The organism is Vibrio sp. CAU 1672, from assembly GCF_029223195.1.
Lineage (GTDB): Bacteria > Pseudomonadota > Gammaproteobacteria > Enterobacterales > Vibrionaceae > Vibrio.
Genome location: NZ_JARHUF010000005.1, coordinates 100,790 through 122,147, shown reverse-complemented (window position 1 = coordinate 122,147; position 21,358 = coordinate 100,790). Strand labels below are relative to the sequence as shown.

The window sequence follows — 21,358 nt, the reverse complement described above, 5'->3', positions numbered from 1 at the left end:
ATTGAGGGTTATGTCTATGTTCTCCCACATCAATTTGAACGACACTAGCATTACTCAACGAGCTTTCAGCGAAGAAGGCCAGTAAATGTTCAGCGATAAAGGAAGATACCATGTCTCTACAGCAAGAATTCAGAAACGCGATGTCCAAACTGGCTGCCGCCGTTAATGTGATTACCACAGGCGGAGAGGCAGGCACGGTTGGGATCACTGCAACGGCGGTTTGTTCGGTAACCGATAGTCCGGCGACTGTTTTGGTATGCGTTAACCGAAATAGTGCTTCAAATGAAATATTTAAGGCGAACGGCAGAATGTGCGTGAATGTTTGTGCCAGTGAACAGCAGGAAATGTCGATGCACTTTGCTGGTATGACAGGCCTGGAAATGGCGGATAGATTCAAGTTGCCGGGTTGGAGCCTTAACGCCCATCAGGTACCGGTTTTAGAAGATGCACTTGCGACTCTGGAAGGCAGAATCTGCCTGATGAATGAAGTCGGTACCCATACGGTATTTTTTGTGGAAGTTGAGTCGATAACGACGACAAATAAAGATGCACTGATGTATTTTGACCGCCAGTTTAAACATCTGCCCGCAGAGGTGGAAGTCGCGCAAGTAGCCTAAGAATTAGCGGTGGATAGCGACAACAAACACTCACCAATGGTGAGTGTTTTTATTTTTTAGAGTCAATAAGTTCGTTCAAAAGTGCAGAGAGTTGTTGATACTTGTCTTCGCCAATGGATTGCTTCAGCGAGACATACTGCTCTTCAATTTGTGGTCTGAGTCGTTCAACCAAATTCAGCGCTTTTGGTGTGAGGTAAATATAAGATTTACGGCCATCGTGAGCGCATTTTCTTTTTTCAACATAGCCGAGTTTTTCCAGTCGGCCGATAATGCCGGTAAGGCTTGGGCTGAGGATGCAGGTTTCTCGCGATAGGGTGGTGAAATCGATTTCGCCTTTGGTATCGAGTACCCGCATCACCCGCCATTGTTGTTCGGTAAGGTCATTTTCGGAAAGAACCGGACGAAAGTAATCCATCGCCACGTCACGGGCGCGGATTAACTGTAGAGGTAATGAGTCTTCATACTTTGTCACAGGCAGCCCCTTATTTTGTTGTAATTGTGATACAAGTTATATCAGTAGGGAAAATAAGTCATCTCATTGATTATTAATTAATTTCCCTACAGTTGTTGTGGATAAGTATTTCCCGGAACCAAAAAGAGCTTTCTGGCAGAAAGCTCTTTTGTTTCAGTAAAGCATCTTGGGTAAAAACAATACCAGTGCCGGCATCAGCACGATGATGGCGAGGCGGACCATATCTGCAACCCAGAACGGGAACACGCCTTTAAAGATGGTACCGGTATTAATGTCTTTGATGATACCTGAAAGGACAAATACGTTCAGGCCAACCGGCGGCGTAATTAAGCTGATTTCGGTGACGACCACGACCACGATACCAAACCAGATAGGATCAAAACCGAGTTCAACCACCACCGGGAAGAAAATCGGCACGGTCAGCAGCATCATCGACATACTTTCAAATACGCAGCCAAGAATGATGTAGACCAACAGAATCAACCCAAGTGCCATCATTGGAGAGACGTTGGCTGCCTGGATCATCTCAACCAATGCGACCGGCAACCCGGCCCGGTTGATAAAATTTGACAGGATCAGCGCACAAATGACCACCGCAAATAAGGATGCGGAAGTTTTGGCAGTATCGACCAGGATCTCGCGCAGTACCTGATAGTTGAGTTTGCGCCGGTAGGCGGCGAGGGCAAACGCGCCAGTCGCACCAATCCCGGCCGCTTCCGTCGGGGTAAATGCACCGATATAGATGCCACCCATGACCAGGACGAACAACAATAAGGTCGAGAATATGCCTTTAAGTGCGATAAAGCGATCTTTCCATGCAACTCTTTCTCCGGGAGGAGCACTGTCCGGAGAGCGGAAGACCACCCACTGCACCGCCGCCAGATAAAGCGCGATGCCGAGCAATCCGGGGATAAAGCCGGCAGCAAACAGCTCGCGGATACTGCTTTCGGTCAACAGCCCGTATATGACCAACATGACACTTGGCGGGATCAAAATACCCAGCGTACCGCCCGCGGCAATCGAAGCGGCGGCAAGGGCGTCAGAATAACCATATTTGCGCATTGGCGGCATTGCCACCTGAGACATGGTCGCGGACGTCGCCAGGCTAGAGCCACAGATCGCTGAAAACCCGCCACACGCCAGAATGGTCGACATCGACAGGCCGCCTTTTTTGTGGCCGACAAAGGCATTGCATGCCCGGTACAGTTCATTGGACAAACCTGCACGGGTAACAAAGTTGCCCATCAGAATAAACAGTGGGATCACCGACAGGCCGTAATCCTGGCCGGTATCGATGATACGCCTTGCAGCCATCGACATGGCGGCAGTCCAGTTATAGTCATTGATGTACCAGAAGCCGATAAAGCCAACCACGCCCATCGCGAAGGCCAGCGGCAACCTGAGGAGTACCATGATGATCAGTACCGTAAACCCAATTATTGACTCAATCATTTAGGCCTCCTTGTTTTTGGTGGAAAGATAGTCGTGTGCTTTCGTGTTAGTAAAGCAACTCTTGGTATAGACGATGGCATTGAGCAGTGTCAGCAGGCCACCGATAAAACCAGTAATAGATATAAGATAAGTGACATAACCGAGCGGCATTTCCAGGATCTCGGTGACTTCCTCGTACTCTAACGAACGTCCGGCTAGCTTCCAGTTCATCAGCGCGACCAGAATGAGTGAGCCCGAACAGATCAGGTTGATGACAATTTGACGTATATTCACCCACTTTTCAGGAAAGTAATTGTCCAGCAAATCGACACAAATATTTTCTTCTTGCCACGACACCAGCGGGAACGCCATAAACACCATGACCGCAAGCAGCACTTCAATCAGCTCAGTTGAGCCCATGATTGGGTGGTTGAAAAAATAACGACCAGTCACATCAACAAACGTAATCAACATCATGAGTAGTAGGCTGATGGCGGCGAGGGTTTCCAGCCCTCGCCGTATGGTCTTAGCGAGACTAAAACCATTCATAATGACTACAATCCTTGTTCAAGCTGTTGATGGAAGTATTTGTAAGCAGCAGGCCCATCTACCTTGCGCTTTTTCGCCACTTTGTACCAGTTATCCAGTAGCGGAGCACTGGACTCTTTGAGAGTGGCTATCATATTTGGTGTTGCCGGAGTAAAGGTATGTCCGCCTTCGACAGCCGCTTGGTAGGCGCTGACATCGGCGTCATCCCACATCTTGCCAAATAAGCGCGAGAGCTTTTCACCCGAGACACTCTCGATCGCTTCACGGTCTTGTTTTGACAGGTCAGCTAAGGCATCGCGGTTCATGACAATCGCAAAACTGCCACGGTATAAACCACCGGGAACCACTAAAGTGTTGTCGGCAACCTCGGCAAGTCGGAAGGAGCTGAGTGCTTCAACCGGCTGGTAAGCGCCTTCAACCACACCTTGTGAGATGGATTCGTACACTTTGGTTGGCGGAATAAACACCGGAGTAACCTGCATGTCTTTGGCTATTTCAGAGATTACGCCACCACCAACACGCAGCTTTTTGCCTTCGATGGCTTGCAGCGATTTAACCGGCCCTTTGGTGATCAACTGGCCGGGACCGTGCACACTCAGTGCCATCACTTCAACGCCTCGGTGCTCACGCCCTTTTTGCAGGTATTTTTCATAGGTACGCCAGTAAGCCTGAGACATCAGCTCAGAGCTCATCCCTTCTAAGAAGGTTGGGATTTCAGGTAATTGAGTCAGTTTGAAACGACCTGCCTTGTGACCATGGAAAATCCAGGTGACATCACCGATGCCGTCCGTGACAACGTCAATTTGAGTATGAGGAGGCGCCAGATCATATTCTACTTTGATCGCAACACGTCCTTCAGTGGCTTCTTCTATCCACTGACCCCACGTGGGCCAGACTGTTTTGTTAATGCCATGGTTGGGGGAGCCCCAGGTACTGACTTTAATGATTTTTTCCGGCTCGGCGTTGGCGGAAAACGAGTTCAAAAACAGTAGAGCAGCGGTGGTGAGTGAGGCGACTTTGGTTACTCGCATAACATTTTCCTTTCGTTTCACGGTTTATTGTTTTGCTCGATGATTTCCCTGAGCAATGCCCACAAAGTGAGTCGTTATGTTTATTACTTAATATATTAACTAAGTGCTCATGAAATCGACACTGTAATGTTAATTAAATGTAGTGATAATGCTTAATATGTTAACTAGATCAATTATTCGAAAATGACTTTGTGTACAAACACTCGTGGATGAGGGCGAACACAATTAGCTTGATGAAAAAGTAGTCACTTTACGTGAGCTTAACCACATTAATCCTGCAATCATTTTACAGTCTAACAAACTGTTTAATTCGATTTTGAACTAATATTCTTTTAAAACATGAGCTTATATATACAAGATTGGCGATTGGACTTTAATTAACATATTAACTAAAGTATTTAACATGTTAATTAAGTGTGGGTCTGGTCAGTGAAAATTACTTGACACGGCTTGCCAGATGGAATGGCCAAAGAGTCAGTTTAGACACAAAAGGAAGTGACATGTTAACAGAAGACCAAATCCAGGTTGCAGCCGAGCGCCTGTATAAAGCGGAGAAAAACCGCCAGCAAATTGCAGCGCTTACTCTCGATTATCCAGATATGACGATGGACGATGCTTATCGGATTCAGAACAACTGGGTGAGCCGCAAACAGCGGGAAGGCGCTGAGGTGAAAGGGTACAAAATCGGCCTGACTTCGCGGGCAATGCAGATGGCCGTGAACATTGATCAGCCGGATTATGGTGTCCTTTTAGATGATATGTTCTTTAGTGATGGCGCACAGATCAAGGTGGCAGATTTTCTCGATCCCCGGATTGAGGTGGAGCTGGCGTTTGTCCTGAAGGACAAGCTGGAAGGGGAAAACATCACCATTTTTGATGTGCTTAATGCCACCGATTATGTGATACCTGCGCTGGAACTAATTGCGGCGCGTTGCCATCGCACCGACCCGGAAACCGGCTACCAACGCAAAGTGTATGACACGATTGCCGACAATGCCGCGAATGCGGGCATTATCCTCGGCGGCAGACCGATCAAGCCTAATGAAATTGATCTACGCTGGGCCGGCGCAATGCTTTATCTCAACGGCCAGATTGAGGAAACCGGACTGGCAGCGGGTGTACTTGGCCATCCGGCTAACGGCATATGCTGGGTGTGTAAGCGTTTTGCTCCCCATGGTGTCTCGCTTGAACCCGGCCAGGTTATTCTCGCGGGTTCTTTCACCCGTCCGGTGGCAGTCAAAGAAGGTGACACGATCCACGCCGACTTTGGTCCACTGGGCGGTATCTCGGTGAAATTTGTCTAGGGAGCAGCAGGATGATTGGCAACAGATTTAAGATAGGACTGAACAGTGATGACACCTTGTGGGGCCTGTGGATGGGTCTGCCGGATACCAGCTGCGCCGAAATTTGTGGTAGCGCCGGGTTTGACTGGGTACTGATTGACGGGGAACACGGCTCTTTTGGGTTAACCGAAATCAAACATCACTTACAGGCACTCGCTCCTCATAGTGCGGCGCCGATTGTCCGGGCTGAAGACGGCAATCCGACTTTGATTAAGCGCCTGCTTGATATCGGTGCGCAAACACTTTTAATACCGATGGTCAACGACGCGCAGCAAGCGCGTGAAGTTGTTCAGGCCTGTTTTTATCCCCCTCTGGGGACGCGTGGGATTGGTAGTGCCTTAGCCCGTGCGTCACAGTGGAACCGGATTCCACATTATTTGCATCGCGCCAATGACCATGTCTGCGTGCTCGTCCAGGTCGAAACAAAAGAAGCCATCGACAATATTGAGCAGATCGCGGCGGTTGAGGGCATTGACGGGATTTTTATCGGGCCTTCTGATCTGTGCGGCTCGATGGGACATATTGGCAATCCCGGCCATCCTGAAGTAGTTGCGGCCATTAATCACGCGATTGAAGTGATCAAAGCGGCCGGCAAGGCTCCGGGCATTCTTTCTCTCAATCCAGCAGAGGCAAAGCAGTACGCCAGACAGGGCGTTAAGTTCATTGGTGCGGGAGTCGATACCCTTATTCTTCGTCTGGGGGCGGAAAGTCTGGCCTACCAGCTGAAACACAATCAAGACGCTGACAGCCCGGTTGTCGATAACGTTTACTAGGTTACAAATCGCAGGAACCACTATGAATGCAAGATTACAAGGAAAGGTAGTTTGTGTTGCTCTGAATGATCAGCAGCAACTGGATAACCTCTCGGAGACGTTTGGCCAGGCGCCGTATAAACAAGCGCCACAAGAGCCCGTGCTCTATTTCAAACCCCACAATACCTGGAATCAAAATGACGCGCCAATCCACTGGCCGCATACTGATAACGAGTTGGTGGTCGGGGCCAGTCTGGCGGTGATCATCGGCGAGCGCTGTTGCCGGGTGTCGGAGTCCGAGGCGCTGGATTACGTTGAAGGTTATGCCCTGCTGCATGACTTTTCTCTGCCAGAAACCAGTTATTACCGTCCGGACATTAAGGGCAAGTGCATGGATGGCTCTGCGACTTTGTCGGCACCGGTGCCGCGTTCGGATATTGAAGACCTGACCAGCCTGGAGCTCATCACAGCCGTGAACGGGATAGTCAAAAGCGGGTTTCCTTTGAACCGTCAGGCGCGTTCGGTTGAGCAGTTGATCAATAAAATCTCACACATTATGACCCTGGAAAAAGGGGACATCATAGCGGTAGGGTTTGCGGGGGAACGTGTTCCGCTCATGCCATACGATAAAGTGACATCCACATTGGGTGAGGCATTGCGTTTGGAAAATATGGTCGAGGGGAGTTCACTATGAAACACGCACGTATTGAGTATTTAGGTGAGGTTTTGTCCGTGACCATCGAGGAAGATGGCAGCGTAGTGACACCTGCCGGGGACAAGATTGAACCGGGGACCTTTACCTGGTTGTGTCCGGTGGAAAAGCCGGGCACGATTTTCGCGCTCGGCCTGAACTACGCCGATCATGCCACTGAACTGGCTTTTGAACCACCGAAAGAACCGTTGGTGTTTTTAAAAGGCACCAATACCTTAACCGCGCACGGCCAGCCCTCTTACCGCCCGGATGACATCGAGTTTATGCATTACGAGTGCGAACTGGTGGCGGTGATAGGTAAAGAAGCCAGGAACGTTTCGCGTGATGATGCGCTGGATTACGTCAGTGGTTTTACCATCTGTAACGACTACGCCATCCGAGATTATCTTGAGAATTATTACCGGCCTAATTTGCGGGTTAAGAGCCGTGATTCGCTGTGCCCAATCGGTCCCTGGATTGTCGATACAAAAGACATTGCTGATTTAAATAACCTTAAGCTGGAAACGCGTGTGAATGGCGAGCTCACCCAGCAGGGTACAACCGCAGACATGATTTTTGATGTGCCGTTTCTGGTCGAGTATCTAAGCCGTTTTATGACCTTAAAACCGGGAGACCTGATTGCGACCGGCACGCCCAAAGGGCTGAAAGACATTCAGCCGGGCGATGTGGTGACCTGCACGATAGAGGGGATAGGATCGCTGGAAAACCCGGTACTCTGTGAACACGATTTTTATGCTCAGCGTAACTGATGCTCAGAATAAAGAAAGAAAAGGAAAACAATCATGGCTCAACAACTAGATCTCAATTTAACCCAGGCCGAGCAATATCTGGCGAAATACCGCAATGATACCCTGGGCCACTTTATCGGCGGTGAATGGACGCTTGGCTCAGAAGGGGAAACATTCGATAACTTAACACCAACCACTAACACGTCACTAGGTAAAGTCGTAAAAGGCACGGCGGCTGACATTGACCGGGCATGTGTTGCTGCACAAAATGCATTCCCGGCATGGGCAGAGCTCTCCGGCGCAGAAAGAAAAAAGATCCTGCACAAACTCGCTGACATCATCGAGCAGCGAGCTGAAGAAATCGCGCTGGTGGAATCGATGGACTGTGGCCAGCCACTACGATTCATGAAACAAGCCGCGATCCGCGGTGCGGCGAACTTCCGTTTCTTTGCCGATAAGTCTCCGGAAGCCAAGAATGGTTTGTCACTGCATCAGGACAACCATACTAACTACACCGTGCGCACGCCGATTGGCCCGGTTGGGGTGATCACGCCGTGGAACACACCGTTTATGCTGTCTACCTGGAAGATTGCACCGGCACTGGCTGCGGGCTGTACCGTGGTACACAAGCCAGCGGAGTTCAGCCCGTTAACTGCGGCCATTCTGGCTGAGTGTGCACAAGAAGCCGGGCTACCAGCCGGGGTGTGGAACATGGTCAATGGGTTTGGTGAAGTCGCGGGCAAAGCGCTCACCGAGCACAAAGCGATCAAAGCGGTGGCATTTGTCGGTGAGACGGTAACCGGCTCAATGATCCAGGCCCAGGGCGCGCCGACGCTTAAGCGCGTTCACTTTGAACTGGGCGGTAAAAATCCGGTTATCGTATTTGATGATGCCAACTTTGAGCGCGCACTGGATGCTGTGGTGTTTATGATTTACAGCCTGAATGGTCAGCGTTGTACCAGCTCAAGCCGACTGTTGATCCAGAAGGGCATTAAGCCGAAGTTTATCGAGGCGTTAAAACAACGGGTTGAGAGCCTGAAAGTCGGCCATCCACTTGATCCTGATACCGAAGTTGGCCCACTGGTTCATCAGTCTCACTACAACAAGGTACTGAGTTATATGGATGCCGCACTGGAAGATGGGGCGACGATCGCGGCAGGCGGTAAAGCCCTGGATGAACTGGGGACGGGCAATTACCTGACACCAACCCTGTTTACCGACGCCGATAATCAGATGCGTATTGCCAAAGAGGAAATCTTTGGTCCGGTACTGACTTGCATTGAGTTTGACACTGAAGAGCAAGCGCTGCAAATCGCCAACGATACCGATTATGGCCTGTCTGGTTATATCTGGACCAGCGATACCGGCCGCGCAATGCGTATGGCAAGTAAAGTGGAAGCCGGGATGATCTGGGTGAACTCTGAGAACAACCGCAACCTGCCATCGCCATTCGGCGGGGTGAAAATGTCGGGCATTGGCCGTGATGGTGGCGACTGGAGTTTCGATTTCTATATGGAAACCAAGAACATCTGTATTGCTCATGACACCCACACGGTGCCGGTACTGGGCAAACTGTAACGTTGTGAAATCAATACCGGACTCGCCGGGGTGCTGGCGAGTCCGGTGGCAAAAGGAGGGCAAGCATGCCTCATTTCATTTTGGAATTCTCTCCCAATGTGGAAACCGATGTGGATATCCCTGAGCTGATGAAACGGATTCACCGCGAAGCGATTGATACCGGTGTCTTTCCCAAAGGGGGGATCCGAACCCGGGCGGTAAAAAGTGATTACTACCTGATCGCCGATGAAGATCCGGAAAACCGCTTCATTCATTTAACCGCCAAAATCGGTAGCGGAAGGGATATCGGAGTGCGTAAGGATGCCGCAGAGCGGATCTTCGCTGTCATGTCCGAGTTCCTTAATCCGGTGTTTGAATCGCGATACCTGAGCATAGGCTTTGAACTGGCCGAACTGCACCCGGAGCTCAATTACAAGCGCAATAATATTCACCAGAAGCTGTCCGATCAGAAGACAGCATGAGTGAACGGGGTAGTCGCTGATGTCAACCGAGACACAATTGCAATACGTTGTATCGACCATACTGCCGGTGTTTGTGGTGATCGGTCTGGGGTATCTGGCGTTTAAAGCGCGTGTGATGCCTGAAAACGGGCATCGGGCCCTGGCAGCATTTGTGTTTAATTTCGGTTTGCCTGCGGCGATATTCAGTGCGTTAAGTACGCGCCCCATCGAGGCCATCTGGAACAGTGACTACATCCTTGTGTATACACTCGGATCGTTAATGGTATTTGCGCTGGTCCTGGCGTTCAGTTTTTTCCAGCTTAAGAAGCCATTAACGGAAGGGGTGATACTGGGTCTTGGCAGCAGTTTCTCTAACAGTCTGCTGATCGGCTTTCCTATCATTTACTTCTTGTTTGGCCATGATGCCATGGTGCCGTTTTCACTCACTTTGATTGTTGAGAACTTAATTTTGTTGCCGCTGATCCTGACTCTGGCGGATCTCTCGGCAGAGAATGGCAACTGCAATCTGGTTAGCCGCTTTGTGCAAACGGCACAAAATTTGGCGAAAAACCCGATTGTGCTGGCGATCAGCGGTGGATTGCTCGTTTCTGCTCTGTCACTGGAGCCGCCTGAGGTGGCGGTGAGGGTGGTGGACATGCTGGCCAAAACCGTTACCGGTATCGCCCTGTTTACCATTGGTGGCGGGCTGCTCGGGGTCAGGGCGGGCGGTATGAAAAAAGAGATCAGTACCGTTGTGATCAGCAAATTGTTTCTGCATCCGTTGTTGTTACTGATGTTGATCCTGGTGGGGTTTGATTTGGAGCCGACCATGAGCGCTGTGGCGGTGATCCTGGCCAGTATGCCGATGTTTGGCGTGTACGCTGTGATTGGCCAAAAGTACAACATGGGTGGGATCTGTTCCGCGGTGCTGTTGCCGACAACCCTGGTGAGTACGATAACGATCAGCGCAGTGACAACCATAACGATCATTATTTTTAATCTTTAACCAATAACCGCGCTTTACGACAAATGGTTATAAAGTGCCCAGCTTAAAAGGAATCAAACCAATGGGAAAATTGTGTGTAGCTGCAAAAATTACGCATGTACCAACCATGATCATGTCCGAGCAACCAGGACGCTTGCATGGTTGTCGTCAAGTCGCGATTGATGGTCATAAAAAAATCGCCCAGATGGCCCGTGATCTCAACGTTGATACCATTGTTGTGCTGGACACGCACTGGTTAGTCAATGCGGGGTATCACATCAATTCAAAAGATAAGTTTGTCGGTAACTACACCAGTAATGAGTTTCCGCACTTTATCCAGAATCTGAACTACCAGTATTACGGCAATCCGGAGCTGGGTGACCAAATTGCCGAGCGAGCGACCGAAAAAGGGGTCTTCACGCTGTCGCATCAGGTGGACTCGCTGGATCTGGAATATGGCACGCTGGTGCCGATGCGTTACATGAATGAAGATAGCCAGTTTAAAGTGGTGTCCATTGCGGCGTGGTGTACGGTTCACAGCCTGGAATCATCGAGAAAACTGGGTGAGGCCATCCGGGAAGCGATCGAAGAGAGTGACAGCCGGGTCATGCTGCTGGCGTCGGGATCACTTTCCCACCGGATCTGGGATAACGACGACTACGAGGCCAACAACGGCACCTTTACTATCTCTAAAGAGTTTAACCGTCAGATGGATCTGCGCGTGTTGCAGCTATGGGAGCAGCGCGACTATGCGACGTTCCTGAAAATGCTGCCTGATTACGCCAGTCTCTGTTCCGGTGAAGGAGGCATGCACGATACCGCGATGTTGTTCGGCGCGTTAGGCTGGGATAAATACACCGGCAAAAGCGAAGTGGTGACGGAGTACTTCCCAAGCTCCGGGACCGGCCAGGTCAACGTGCTGTTTGAAGTGACAGAGTAGGAGTTAACCATGAATTTGCGCGACACAAGTTTGCTCAAAAACCAGTGTTACATCGGTGGTGAGTGGTGTGCATCGTCCGATGGCTCATTCGATGCCGTGATTAATCCTTCGACCAGGGAGCAGGTAGGGACGGTACCGCTGCTGGGTGAGCAAGAGGCGCTGCACTGTATTGAAAAAGCACAGCAAGCGTTTCTGGAGTGGAAAGAAACCACCGCCGAGCAGCGCGCGATCATTTTGCGCCAGTGGTACGATCTGATTGTGGCCAGCAGTGATGATCTGGCCGCGATACTGACATCGGAGCAAGGCAAGCCGTTGGCCGAAGCGAAAGGGGAGATCAGCTACGCCGCCAGTTTTATTCTCTGGTACAGTGAAGAGGCAAAGCGGGCGTATGGTGAAATTATTCCGAGCCACAAAACCGATGGCAAAATCCTGGTAACTAAAGAGCCGGTCGGTGTGGTTGCTGCTATCACGCCATGGAACTTTCCCGCAGCGATGATCACCCGTAAATGCGCGCCGGCTTTTGCGGCCGGGTGTGCGGTCGTTCTTAAGCCCGCTCCGGAAACGCCGTTGACAGCACTTGCTTTGGCGGAACTGGCTGAGCGTGCTGGCATCCCGAAAGGGCTGTTCAATGTGATTACCGGTGATGCTGTGGCAATCGGCAGCGTGTTAACGTCGCACCGTCTGGTCAGAAAAGTGTCATTCACCGGTTCTACCCAGGTCGGTAAGATCCTGATGAACCAGTCTGCGTCTTCGGTGAAGAAACTCGCGCTGGAACTTGGCGGTAATGCCCCTTTTATTGTGTTTGACGACGCGGATATCGATGCGGCGGTTGATGGCGCTATGATCGCCAAGTTCAGAAACGCCGGCCAGACATGTGTGTGTGCTAACCGGATTTTTGTCCATGAGGCGGTTTACGCTGAGTTTGCCGACAAACTGGCCAGTAAAGTACGTGCGCTTAAAGTCGGGGACGGCTTTGAGCCGGGTGTGCAGATTGGTCCGCTGATCACGCCTAGCGCGGTAGCAAAAGTGCAAGCTCATGTTGAGGATGCGTTGTTGAAAGGTGCCAAGCGTTTATGTGGCGGTTTTGATGTGCATAATCAGCAAATGGTGACGCCATTTGTGTTGACGGATGTGACTGACGATATGCTGGTGGCGCAGGAAGAGACATTTGGGCCGCTCGCGCCGCTGTTTAAGTTCAGCGAAGAAGACGAAGTGATCGCCAGAGCCAATGATACCGATACCGGTCTGGCGGCTTACGTGTATACCCAGGCGCTCGGGCGGGCGTGGCGCGTCGGAGATGCATTGCAAACCGGGATGGTCGGCATCAATGAAGGTCTGATCTCCACGGCAGCCGCGCCGTTTGGCGGGGTTAAGGAGTCCGGTTTGGGCCGCGAAGGCTCCAGGCATGGCATGGACGAGTTTATGGAACTTAAATACATGTTTATGGGTGGCTTAAAGTAAGCCACCCAACAAAGGTAATTCACTCCCAAAAGGTAATCCACCCGGCGTGTTGGTTTTGCTCTGACTGCCGGGGCTGAGGTTGCCTTTGTTACTTTCGCTGCGCTCGCTCGCGAAATTCTGTTGCGGTTTCTCCGGTGTTTTTTTTGAAAAAACGCGCAAAATAGGCCGGATCCTGGTAACCGAGTTCGAAGGCGATCTCCTGCACCGACAGCCCGGTTAATAACAAACAGCGCCGCGCTTCTTGCAATATTCTATCCGCGACAATCCTTTTCGAGGGTAACCCACTTACCCGCCGGCAGATATCGTTCAGCCGCGCGGTGGTTAATCCCATTTCTTCACCGTATTGCGGCAGGGTCCAGTGCTGTTTGTAGTGGTTTTCAATCAGTGAATTGAACTGATTGAAAATATGCACATCCGAACTTCTGAAGCTGAGGTTAGCGGGTTGATCGTGGGCCAAACGAATCACTTCAATCAAAATCAGTTGTAATAATGATTGCGCCGCCACATTACTCATAAATGCATCAGACTCTTGTTCCGCCAAAAGGCGTTCAAACAGGTCAATCAACTTAGAATCAGTGGTGATCTCGGTGCAGAATGGATGCATTGCTGTGGAAGCGACATCATTTCTGCCGATTTCAATATCGAGCAAACGCCAGACTACGTTCTGGCTGGCGGTGATCACAAAGCCGTTGGCGTGATCTTCTGTGACAAAGGAGTGTGGGATGGTCGGTGGGGTGAAAAACAGCGTGACGCCTTGTGTTGAATAGTGAGAATCATCCAACAATACGTGCGTGTTGCCCTCCAGAATGCAGTGGAGCTGATAATAGCGATCATGGTAGTGAGTCGGCATGTTCCGGCCAAAATACAGGGCCAGGCTATTGAGCTGCTCAATATGAAAATCGTTATCCTGATATCGGGAATCGTAGACTTTACCAATATTCAGGTTAGGAATAGCGAGAGATGCCATTCAACGCCGCCTTATTCTTTAAAATGACATTTAACATATTAGTTAAATCTGCGAAAAGTACAAGTGAACGGGTGTAACATCCATTTAACCAGCGGCCTCCTTTGCTCATACTAGTCATCAGCTGCCTAACTTAACAAATACAACAAGGCTAACGTTCAAAAGGAATCGATGATGAAAAAACCTAATCCACTATTAGAAAAGCTTCAAACCATACTTCCTACTATCGCTGATAATGCGGCGCAGGCAGAGAAAGATCGCACGCCCCCAGAGGAAAATATTCGCCTTTTAAGAGAGATTGGTTTTTTCCGTGCATTCCAGCCGAAAGTCTATGGCGGAATGGAGATATCACTGCCTGAGTTTACCGATTGTGTCGCTGCACTGGCGGGAGCCTGTGGCGGTACTGCCTGGGGGGCAAGTTTGCTGGCGACCCACAGCCACCAAATGGCGATGTTCTCCAAACAGGCTCAAGATGAGTTCTGGGGCACCGATCCAGAAGCAACGGCTAGCAGTAGCATTGCACCATTTGGCCAAATTGAAGAAACCGAAGGTGGGGTGATCTTTAATGGTGACATGCGTTGGAGTAGTGGCTGTGATCATGCTGACTGGGCCATCTTAGGCTTTAATCGTTTCGATGAAGCGGGCAATAAAGTGTATTGCTTTGGCGTGGTGCCTCGTCATCAATACAAGATTGAAGACGACTGGTACGCAGCAGGTATGAAATCGAGTGGCACCAAAACCCTGGTGTTAAGAGACGTCTTTATTCCAGAGCACCGCATCGAAACTGCCAAAGGTATGATGGAAGGGAGTTCTGCCGGGTTTGGTCTGTATCCGGACAGTGATATCTTCTACACACCGTACCGTCCATACTTTGCCTGTGGTTTCGCCGCGATCAGCCTGGGCATTGCAGAGCGTATGCTGGAAGTTTTTCAGGAGCGACAGAAAAATCGCGTCCGCGCCTACACCGGGGCGAACGTTGGTGTGGCGACACCGGCACTGATGCGTCTTGCCGAGTCTACCCATCAGGTGTTTGCTGCCCGCGCTATGCTGGAAAAAACCTGGCAGGATCACAAAGAACATGGTGAGCGTCATGAGTACCCATCGCCAGACACTTTAGCGTATTGGCGTACTAACCAGGCGTATGCAGTAAAAATGTGTATCGAAAGTGTCGATCGTTTGTTTGATGTATCCGGAGGTATGGCCTGGTTCAGCGATAACGAAGCGCAGCGCCTGTTCAGGGATTCACATATGACGGGGGCGCACGCCTACACTGACTACGATGTGTGTGCACAAATCTTGGGCCGACAGTTGATGGGGCTGGAACCTGATCCGACCATGGTTTAAACACATCAACCTGTGTTGTTAGACAAACTGCCTCAGTGATGAGGCAGTTTGTGATCTATACGGGGCCAGGGAGCGCGCGGTTTGGCTGGGTAAAAGTTATTGCTTTTGCTGAATTTGACACCGTTTTGGCTTAAAACGAAGCAGTCAAACCAAAAAAATACGATTTGTGTTTGACTCTCAGCCCAGGATCCGTAAAGTAGCAGCCAACGCAACGGGGGAGACCCCAAAGAGCGTAACAAAGGCGCGTTGGCAGAGTGGCTATGCAGCGGATTGCAAATCCGTGGACCTCGGTTCGACTCCGGGACGCGCCTCCATTTGCGACACTAGCTCAGTTGGTAGAGCGCAACCTTGCCAAGGTTGAGGTCACGAGTTCGAACCTCGTGTGTCGCTCCAGTTTCGAAAAGCCCCGACAGAAATGTCGGGGCTTTTTACTTTTTTTTCCTGTCCCATCCAGAAACATCGACAAAGTAGAAAGACATCGGCCTTTCCCACAAGCTGCTATTACCATTCATTCTTTATATCGTAGGCCTTGCCTCCTGCTATCTCTTTTGCTTAATAAGGTATTCAGTTTTCGCTCTCGCCGGAAGGATGCAAGATGTTTATGCGGTGTATGGCCTATTAAATTGGGCTGGTGAAAGTACTTATGAAATACAGATCATGCCATACATCGAAGTTACCTTTATGTTAATGGAATTAACAAGGCGAGATTTGGGTGTGGTAATTTAGCTCCTTTATCATTGTAGTCAGTATTTTTTTCAATTAAATCAATGATGATTTTACCATCAAATTATACCGTATGGTTAATGGAAGGTTTTCCAATATATCAAACTTTGTTATGTGCATTTGATTTATATTCCCAAATGATTAATGAGAGATGTGTCAAAAAACATTTCTGTATATGTATGAATGTTTCACTCCTATGATATATCTCTTGGTGATAATTATATTAATAGTGATCATAGTGCATATAAATGTTAATTATTTGGAGTTTACATGAGTGTAGATCAACAGACCTACAAACAGCGCCGCAGAAAAGCCAGTGATTTTGAATCCAGGACTGCTTATTTAGAGCATGAGCTCTCTATTATGGATCTGAAGCGCTGGCGAGTGCATTTGCCTTTCCGTGACTTTGGTATTGAGATCGAGGACTGGGTGCCGGCCCTTGCGGCAACAATCGGTAAAGTTGTGATGGTTACTGCCATGGTTGCTGCATTTGCCGCACAGTTTGGCCTGTCACAAGAGTTCGTCGCAGAAAATGTGCGTTTCGAACTGTTAATTGCAGGGCTCATTTTTGTCATTTTCTTTTCTGCAATTTTAAATCCGTTATCTAATCTGGCCGGGACGCATGGGCCAATGATCCCGCTGATACCATTAATTGCCGCCGCCGGAGGCCATCCGTTAGCGTTAGGGATTATGGTCGGGGTGTTTGGTTTAATATTAAGTGCCACCAAAGGTGGTTCCCGGTTAGTGAACTTAACCGGTGAGGGGGTCCGCGGCGGGTTATTAATATATCTTGGGGCGGTCGGACTGATTGGTCAGTTAAACAAATTTGAATCCTGGTCGGTAAGTTCAGGCCTGGATGCTGTTTCTTTCATTGTTATTCTTACAACCATTGTTATTTATGCTTACCTTGCCAAAGTAGAAAAACGCTGGCTGGCGATTCCGCTTTGCTCAGTCATTGCCGGAGTGGTTGCCTATATCATGGGTGTGCCATTTGAGTTTGTGACTGAGCCTGGTCTACCTAACATGAGTCCGTTCTTCTGGTGGGGCGAAAACACTGGCTGGCAACTAGGATGGCCTCAGTTAGAACATTATGTGGCTGTGATTCCTTTTGCCATTCTTGCGGTTGCTATGTGGTCTCCGGATTTTCTGGGTCACCGAGTATTCCAGGAACTTAATTACCCTAAAAGTGCGAAAGGCGCGCTGATGAATGTTGATGACACAATGGCTGTGTGCTCTATTCGTCAGATGATTGGTGCGGGTCTTGGCGGGGGTAACCTGGCTTCGTCATGGGGCACTTACATGATCCCTGCTGCAATTGCCAAGCGTCCGATCCCAGGTGGTGCATTGCTAACGGGTTTACTGTGTGTAGTAGCAGCAGTGCTCGGTTATCCAATGGATCTTGCGATGTGGGAACCGGTTCTGCGCGTTGCACTATTAGTCGGTGTGTTCTTGCCTTTGCTTGAGGCCGGAATGCAGATGGTGAAATGTTCGCGTAACTCGCAAAGCGCTGGTATCTGTATGTTTGCCTGTGCCTTGGTTAACCCGGTATTTGGTTGGGCGCTGACTATGCTGCTCGATAACCTAGGCCTGATCGGTAACAAGGAACGCGCGGAGTCGTTGTCTCGCACAGACAAGCTGTTCATCCCAGCGGCGGCCGTGATAGTTTGTGTCGGTGCTCTGGCGCTGGTTGGACAACTGCCCGGCATACCTGCGCTATTAGGTTAAACGAGGCTTTTATAGATAATGGGCGAGGTTTCTGGCCCATTATCTACTCGTTGTTAAAATCAAAGATCAGCTTTTCAGTGTTGTAATGGGAATGGCTGTCTTTGCTTTTTTTCTTCACGCCCTTTTTAATGATTGACCACCCCGGTTCAGAGAGAAAATCCAATTGGGGCCGTGTTGACTGAGCGTCTTGCCATTCTGCTATTTTGCCGTGACGGAGTTAATCTGAACACTTTCAGCATGTTGTGATTTTTTTAATTAATCTGCCTCTCAAAACCTTCTTGCTACCAATTGGCGATTTTTTTGCCCATATTTCCTGTGTGAGTGAAGCGCCAAAGATCGGTTGTATTGCTGCTCAGTGCCTAAAATGTTAGCCAGCTTGCTTAAAGTTAAATTCTGGTGTTTTCTTGTCGGGTTTTGTTCAAGCGTAAAGTAATCAGGTAGGCGCGAAGCTTAGCTGGTACTCTGGTGTATGGATTCATGACAAACCTATACAAAGTCATGATATGATTAGCAAACAGAACAGTGTATGTTTGGCTTTTAGATCAGTCAGTTGTCAGGAAGCCCAAAACAACACTATGAAACATGCCGTATTAACATTATCAATCGCCGGGGCCATCGCTGGCAGTACACTGTTCAGTCCTGTCGTAACTGCAGAGCCAGTTGCGTGGGATCGAAAAAATGATGTCTGGTTAACTCAGGAAACTGAGCACTTTAATGTAAGTTTCAGACAGGGGCATGAGGCACAGGCCAGCCGGGCGCTGGATATTGCGGAACAGGTTCATTCCGAACTGGCCGGATTTTTTGGCGTTGTTCCCGCAGCAAAGACAGAACTCGTACTGGTCGATGAGTTCGACTACTCCAATGGCTGGGCAACGCCGCTGCCGTTCGCACAAATCCGCCTTATTATGAGCCCGCCGGAAGATATCAACAGTTTGGAAAACAATGATGAATGGCTGCATACCCTTATCCGCCATGAGTACGCTCATATCCTGCATATGGAAATGGGGACGGGATCGGTCAGCGCTCTGCGGAAGGTATTTGGTCGGAACATGCTGTTGTTTCCTCATGCATTAACCCCTTCGTTTTTGTTGGAGGGCCTGGCGGTTTACCTGGAAACTAACAAACAGCTCGGTTACGGCCGGCTGCAGGGAAGTACTTATGCGATGGAAATGCGCATGGAGGTTGTTTCCGGAAATATCAAAGATCTGGATCAAGTCGCGGTTGCTACCCGGGAGCTCCCGTTAGGCTATAACTACTTATATGGCGCTTACTTTGTTGAGTACTTGTCGGAAACTTATGGTGAAGAAAAACTGCAGGTTTTCCTGACGCAATACAGCAGCAAGCTACTGCCTTTCTTCCTGTTACAGAAAACCGCTGAACAGTCTTTCGGCAAGAACTTCACAGAGCTATGGGCGGATTTCCAGCTGTATCTGGATGATCGTTTTAAAGAACAAATCAGTCAGATGCGCTCTCAGACAGTCAGTGGTGAGGCAATTGTTACCACACCGTTCCAGCAGGTTACTGCGAGCAGTACAGTGGGGCTGCTGGTCGATGTAAATAATGGTGAAGACAGACGTGAAATCCAGCGCCTTTCCGTGCAGGCCCAGCCATCGGCTAGACAGTTTTCTTGGTCAACGGTCAGCAATGAAAAAAACATCATCGCGATGGATTACAGTGACACCAACGGGTTAATGGTCTCACGTCTCAATCCCTATATCGATGGGAGAGTATTTGCCGATTTGTATCTTTTGCAACAGGGAGTATGGACGCAGATCACGCAGCAGGAAAGATTCAGAAAAGTCCGCTGGCTTAAAGCAACACCATACGTTATTGCAAGTAAAAAAGTGGACGGACTGAGTGAGCTCTGGCTGCTGAACAGCCGGGATAAAACGGATAAGCAAAGGCTATGGCACGGAGATACCGATGTTGTGCTGGGTGGTTTTGACGTGGCTGCCGACGGAAAATCGCTTGTTGCCAGCATCAAACGTCCTCAGCAGGGCTGGAACCTGGAGCAGTTGGATCTGGAAACCTACCAGTGGACGGGATTAACCGACTCAAAGGCGACGGAAAACAATCCGGTCTATTGGTCTGACAGTAAGGTGCTATACAGTGCAGATTATGATGGTGTCTATAATATCTACAGTCTTGATCTGGATTCCGGCATGATCAGCAAAGTCACTCAGGAGGTAGGCGGTGCCTTCATGCCACAGTGGCAGAAAGGCCTCGGGCTGGTTTATCAGTCGTATGATGCCGATGGTTATACGATTCGAGCTATCGAAACTCCGCAGGCTATCGCTGAGTTTGATATCAGCACTCAGGATGGCCGTTTCAATTACCCGGATCCGGTACAAAACAGTGCCAGCAAATCTGTGCCTGAAGTTTACAGTCCCTGGTCAACCCTGCGTCCCCGTACCTGGTTGCCAATTTGGGCCTCGGACGACCAGCAAACCCTCATCGGGGCTGCAACCAACGGCTCGGATGCCCTCGGCAGGCACAATTATGTAGTAAGTGCTTCGTGGGACAGTAAAAACGACATAGCTGGCTATAACATACAATATGCCTATGATAACCGTTGGTTAGTTCAACTGGAGCGCAGCCATTCGTTTTCAACTTTTACTGAGCAGGGTAGGGAGACGTTCCGTATCGAGCGGGATGACAGTGCATTGCTCCAGCGCAGTAATATTTACAATGTGTTTGAAGATAAACTGAGCCTGAACGCGGGCGTATTCTGGGACAGCAGCCGCGAAATCAAAGCGCCAGAGTTTGCTGCTAAGTCATACGTTGACCGCGAGGAAACGCTCTCCGGTTTAGCGTTAGCATTCGATAATCGCGAGTTCTATCTCAATGTTCCGGGGGTGGCCTGGGGACATTATGCTGATCTGGTGGCCGAAACCAATGATTTGTTTCACGGTGATTATCAAGGAGCAAAGTATCAGGGGCAGTGGAACATGACCTGGGATTTACCCGGCAGAACTACACTAACCATGCGAATCGCCGGTGGTTACGCTGATGACAAAGCCAAGGCGTTCCGTCTGGGAGGCAATGATCTGGAACAGGAAACTGCTCTGTTTGGCCGTGATACCCAGGCATTGAGAGGTTATGACGAATCGGCACAACGAGGCCATCGTTATGCTACTCAGCGACTGAGTGCGCGCACCTGGTTAGGGCGGGTTGAACAGAACTGGAGTTTATACCCGGTAGGGCTTGGAGATATATCGGCGTCAGTGTTTGTTGATTCAGGTTCCGTCTGGGGCAAAAACCAGTCCAGAAACCAGCTTACAGGCGCAGGAACAGAGTTAACCGTCGAAGCAAAACTGGGTTATGGTTATACCGTGCCAATAACACTGGGCTACGCCCATGGTTTTGATGAAAAATTGGGTAAAGATAAGTTTTATATCGGAATAACCAGCCTGTTCTGAGCTTTTTGCCACCCTGTTGCCAAGTAATAGGGTGGCCAGCTTATGTTCTGATTGCGCGCTATTTATGCTGCTGGGATCGGTTTTTAAGCAGTTGAATCAATTAAATTAAATTTTCTATTGACGGCTTTTCTCTATCGGTTAAAG

At 49.6% G+C, this 21,358-nt stretch carries 18 protein-coding genes and 2 tRNA genes; 15 read left to right on the top strand and 5 right to left on the bottom strand.

What is annotated here, in order from left to right:
- Positions 1–110 precede the first annotated feature (110 nt).
- The gene (gene hpaC / locus P2G85_RS06990; RefSeq protein WP_275863384.1) at positions 111–617 is read left to right on the top strand and encodes a 4-hydroxyphenylacetate 3-monooxygenase, reductase component; all 507 of its coding nucleotides are present in this window, start codon (positions 111–113) and stop codon (positions 615–617) included.
- Positions 618–666: 49 nt separating this feature from the next.
- Here the strand turns inward: hpaC and hpaR are convergent, their stop codons facing one another.
- The 4 genes from hpaR to P2G85_RS06970 form a co-directional block, all read right to left on the bottom strand.
- Entirely contained in the window at positions 667–1,089 is a 423-nt protein-coding gene (gene hpaR / locus P2G85_RS06985; protein WP_275863383.1) for a homoprotocatechuate degradation operon regulator HpaR, read from the bottom strand.
- A gap of 153 nt (positions 1,090–1,242) precedes the next feature.
- Entirely contained in the window at positions 1,243–2,541 is a 1,299-nt protein-coding gene (locus P2G85_RS06980) for a TRAP transporter large permease (RefSeq protein WP_275863382.1), read from the bottom strand.
- A complete protein-coding gene (locus P2G85_RS06975; protein ID WP_275863381.1) occupies positions 2,542–3,069 on the bottom strand; it encodes a TRAP transporter small permease subunit in 528 nt (175 codons plus the stop codon).
- Between the two features lie 5 nt (positions 3,070–3,074).
- Positions 3,075–4,100 carry a TRAP transporter substrate-binding protein gene (locus P2G85_RS06970; protein WP_275863380.1) on the bottom strand — a complete coding sequence of 342 codons (1,026 nt, stop codon included), beginning with the start codon at positions 4,098–4,100 and terminating at the stop codon, positions 3,075–3,077.
- A 500-nt stretch (positions 4,101–4,600) separates the two neighbouring features.
- On the opposite strand from P2G85_RS06970, the gene hpaH reads away from it, so the two are divergent.
- The 9 genes from hpaH (at position 4,601) to P2G85_RS06925 (ending at position 13,039) form a co-directional block, all read left to right on the top strand.
- Positions 4,601–5,404: a 2-oxo-hept-4-ene-1,7-dioate hydratase gene (gene hpaH / locus P2G85_RS06965; protein WP_275863379.1), complete on the top strand. Its 804-nt coding sequence runs from the start codon at positions 4,601–4,603 to the stop codon at positions 5,402–5,404.
- Between the two features lie 11 nt (positions 5,405–5,415).
- On the top strand, positions 5,416–6,216 hold the full coding sequence (hpaI, locus tag P2G85_RS06960) for a 4-hydroxy-2-oxoheptanedioate aldolase (protein WP_275863378.1): 801 nt from the start codon (positions 5,416–5,418) through the stop codon (positions 6,214–6,216).
- A 22-nt stretch (positions 6,217–6,238) separates the two neighbouring features.
- Positions 6,239–6,889, top strand: a complete 651-nt coding sequence (locus P2G85_RS06955) for a fumarylacetoacetate hydrolase family protein (RefSeq protein ID WP_275863377.1) — start codon at positions 6,239–6,241, stop codon at positions 6,887–6,889.
- A complete protein-coding gene (locus P2G85_RS06950; RefSeq protein WP_275863376.1) occupies positions 6,886–7,656 on the top strand; it encodes a fumarylacetoacetate hydrolase family protein in 771 nt (256 codons plus the stop codon). The genes P2G85_RS06955 and P2G85_RS06950 overlap by 4 nt, the downstream gene beginning before the upstream one ends.
- A 33-nt stretch (positions 7,657–7,689) precedes the next feature.
- A complete protein-coding gene (hpaE, locus tag P2G85_RS06945) occupies positions 7,690–9,213 on the top strand; it encodes a 5-carboxymethyl-2-hydroxymuconate semialdehyde dehydrogenase (RefSeq protein ID WP_275863375.1) in 1,524 nt (507 codons plus the stop codon).
- A gap of 65 nt (positions 9,214–9,278) precedes the next feature.
- Positions 9,279–9,674 carry a 5-carboxymethyl-2-hydroxymuconate Delta-isomerase gene (locus tag P2G85_RS06940; RefSeq protein ID WP_275863374.1) on the top strand — a complete coding sequence of 132 codons (396 nt, stop codon included), beginning with the start codon at positions 9,279–9,281 and terminating at the stop codon, positions 9,672–9,674.
- Between the two features lie 19 nt (positions 9,675–9,693).
- A complete protein-coding gene (locus tag P2G85_RS06935; RefSeq protein ID WP_275863373.1) occupies positions 9,694–10,659 on the top strand; it encodes an AEC family transporter in 966 nt (321 codons plus the stop codon).
- Between the two features lie 61 nt (positions 10,660–10,720).
- On the top strand, positions 10,721–11,578 hold the full coding sequence (gene hpaD, locus P2G85_RS06930) for a 3,4-dihydroxyphenylacetate 2,3-dioxygenase (RefSeq protein ID WP_275863372.1): 858 nt from the start codon (positions 10,721–10,723) through the stop codon (positions 11,576–11,578).
- A 9-nt stretch (positions 11,579–11,587) separates the two neighbouring features.
- On the top strand, positions 11,588–13,039 hold the full coding sequence (locus tag P2G85_RS06925; RefSeq protein WP_275863371.1) for an NAD-dependent succinate-semialdehyde dehydrogenase: 1,452 nt from the start codon (positions 11,588–11,590) through the stop codon (positions 13,037–13,039).
- An 88-nt stretch (positions 13,040–13,127) separates the two neighbouring features.
- Here the strand turns inward: P2G85_RS06925 and hpaA are convergent, their stop codons facing one another.
- On the bottom strand, positions 13,128–14,006 hold the full coding sequence (hpaA, locus tag P2G85_RS06920; protein WP_275863370.1) for a 4-hydroxyphenylacetate catabolism regulatory protein HpaA: 879 nt from the start codon (positions 14,004–14,006) through the stop codon (positions 13,128–13,130).
- A 168-nt stretch (positions 14,007–14,174) separates the two neighbouring features.
- On the opposite strand from hpaA, the gene P2G85_RS06915 reads away from it, so the two are divergent.
- From P2G85_RS06915 to P2G85_RS06895, 5 genes are all read left to right on the top strand, one after another.
- Entirely contained in the window at positions 14,175–15,347 is a 1,173-nt protein-coding gene (locus tag P2G85_RS06915) for a p-hydroxyphenylacetate 3-hydroxylase oxygenase component (protein ID WP_345795424.1), read from the top strand.
- Positions 15,348–15,587: 240 nt separating this feature from the next.
- Positions 15,588–15,661, top strand: a tRNA-Cys gene (locus tag P2G85_RS06910).
- A 3-nt stretch (positions 15,662–15,664) separates the two neighbouring features.
- Positions 15,665–15,740, top strand: a tRNA-Gly gene (locus P2G85_RS06905).
- 600 nt (positions 15,741–16,340) lie between these two features.
- Complete coding sequence (locus P2G85_RS06900) at positions 16,341–17,795, top strand: DUF3360 family protein (protein ID WP_275863368.1); 1,455 nt, start codon at positions 16,341–16,343, stop codon at positions 17,793–17,795.
- Positions 17,796–18,370: 575 nt separating this feature from the next.
- Positions 18,371–21,214 (top strand): hypothetical protein, encoded by a 2,844-nt coding sequence (locus P2G85_RS06895; RefSeq protein ID WP_275863367.1) that lies wholly within the window; start codon positions 18,371–18,373, stop codon positions 21,212–21,214.
- Positions 21,215–21,358: the final 144 nt, after the last annotated feature.

Bases quoted from the DNA above. Each gene is read 5' to 3' on its own strand.
- P2G85_RS06955 (WP_275863377.1), top strand. From the start codon at position 6,239: ATGAATGCAAGATTACAAGGAAAGGTAGTTTGTGTTGCTCTGAATGAT.
- P2G85_RS06980 (WP_275863382.1), bottom strand. From the start codon at position 2,541: ATGATTGAGTCAATAATTGGGTTTACGGTACTGATCATCATGGTACTC.
- P2G85_RS06900 (WP_275863368.1), top strand. From the start codon at position 16,341: ATGAGTGTAGATCAACAGACCTACAAACAGCGCCGCAGAAAAGCCAGT.
- hpaC (WP_275863384.1), top strand. From the start codon at position 111: ATGTCTCTACAGCAAGAATTCAGAAACGCGATGTCCAAACTGGCTGCC.
- hpaH (WP_275863379.1), top strand. From the start codon at position 4,601: ATGTTAACAGAAGACCAAATCCAGGTTGCAGCCGAGCGCCTGTATAAA.
- P2G85_RS06970 (WP_275863380.1), bottom strand. From the start codon at position 4,100: ATGCGAGTAACCAAAGTCGCCTCACTCACCACCGCTGCTCTACTGTTT.
- P2G85_RS06915 (WP_345795424.1), top strand. From the start codon at position 14,175: ATGATGAAAAAACCTAATCCACTATTAGAAAAGCTTCAAACCATACTT.
- P2G85_RS06925 (WP_275863371.1), top strand. From the start codon at position 11,588: ATGAATTTGCGCGACACAAGTTTGCTCAAAAACCAGTGTTACATCGGT.
- hpaD (WP_275863372.1), top strand. From the start codon at position 10,721: ATGGGAAAATTGTGTGTAGCTGCAAAAATTACGCATGTACCAACCATG.
- hpaA (WP_275863370.1), bottom strand. From the start codon at position 14,006: ATGGCATCTCTCGCTATTCCTAACCTGAATATTGGTAAAGTCTACGAT.
- P2G85_RS06935 (WP_275863373.1), top strand. From the start codon at position 9,694: ATGTCAACCGAGACACAATTGCAATACGTTGTATCGACCATACTGCCG.
- hpaE (WP_275863375.1), top strand. From the start codon at position 7,690: ATGGCTCAACAACTAGATCTCAATTTAACCCAGGCCGAGCAATATCTG.
- P2G85_RS06950 (WP_275863376.1), top strand. From the start codon at position 6,886: ATGAAACACGCACGTATTGAGTATTTAGGTGAGGTTTTGTCCGTGACC.
- P2G85_RS06975 (WP_275863381.1), bottom strand. From the start codon at position 3,069: ATGAATGGTTTTAGTCTCGCTAAGACCATACGGCGAGGGCTGGAAACC.
- hpaI (WP_275863378.1), top strand. From the start codon at position 5,416: ATGATTGGCAACAGATTTAAGATAGGACTGAACAGTGATGACACCTTG.
- P2G85_RS06895 (WP_275863367.1), top strand. From the start codon at position 18,371: ATGAAACATGCCGTATTAACATTATCAATCGCCGGGGCCATCGCTGGC.
- P2G85_RS06940 (WP_275863374.1), top strand. From the start codon at position 9,279: ATGCCTCATTTCATTTTGGAATTCTCTCCCAATGTGGAAACCGATGTG.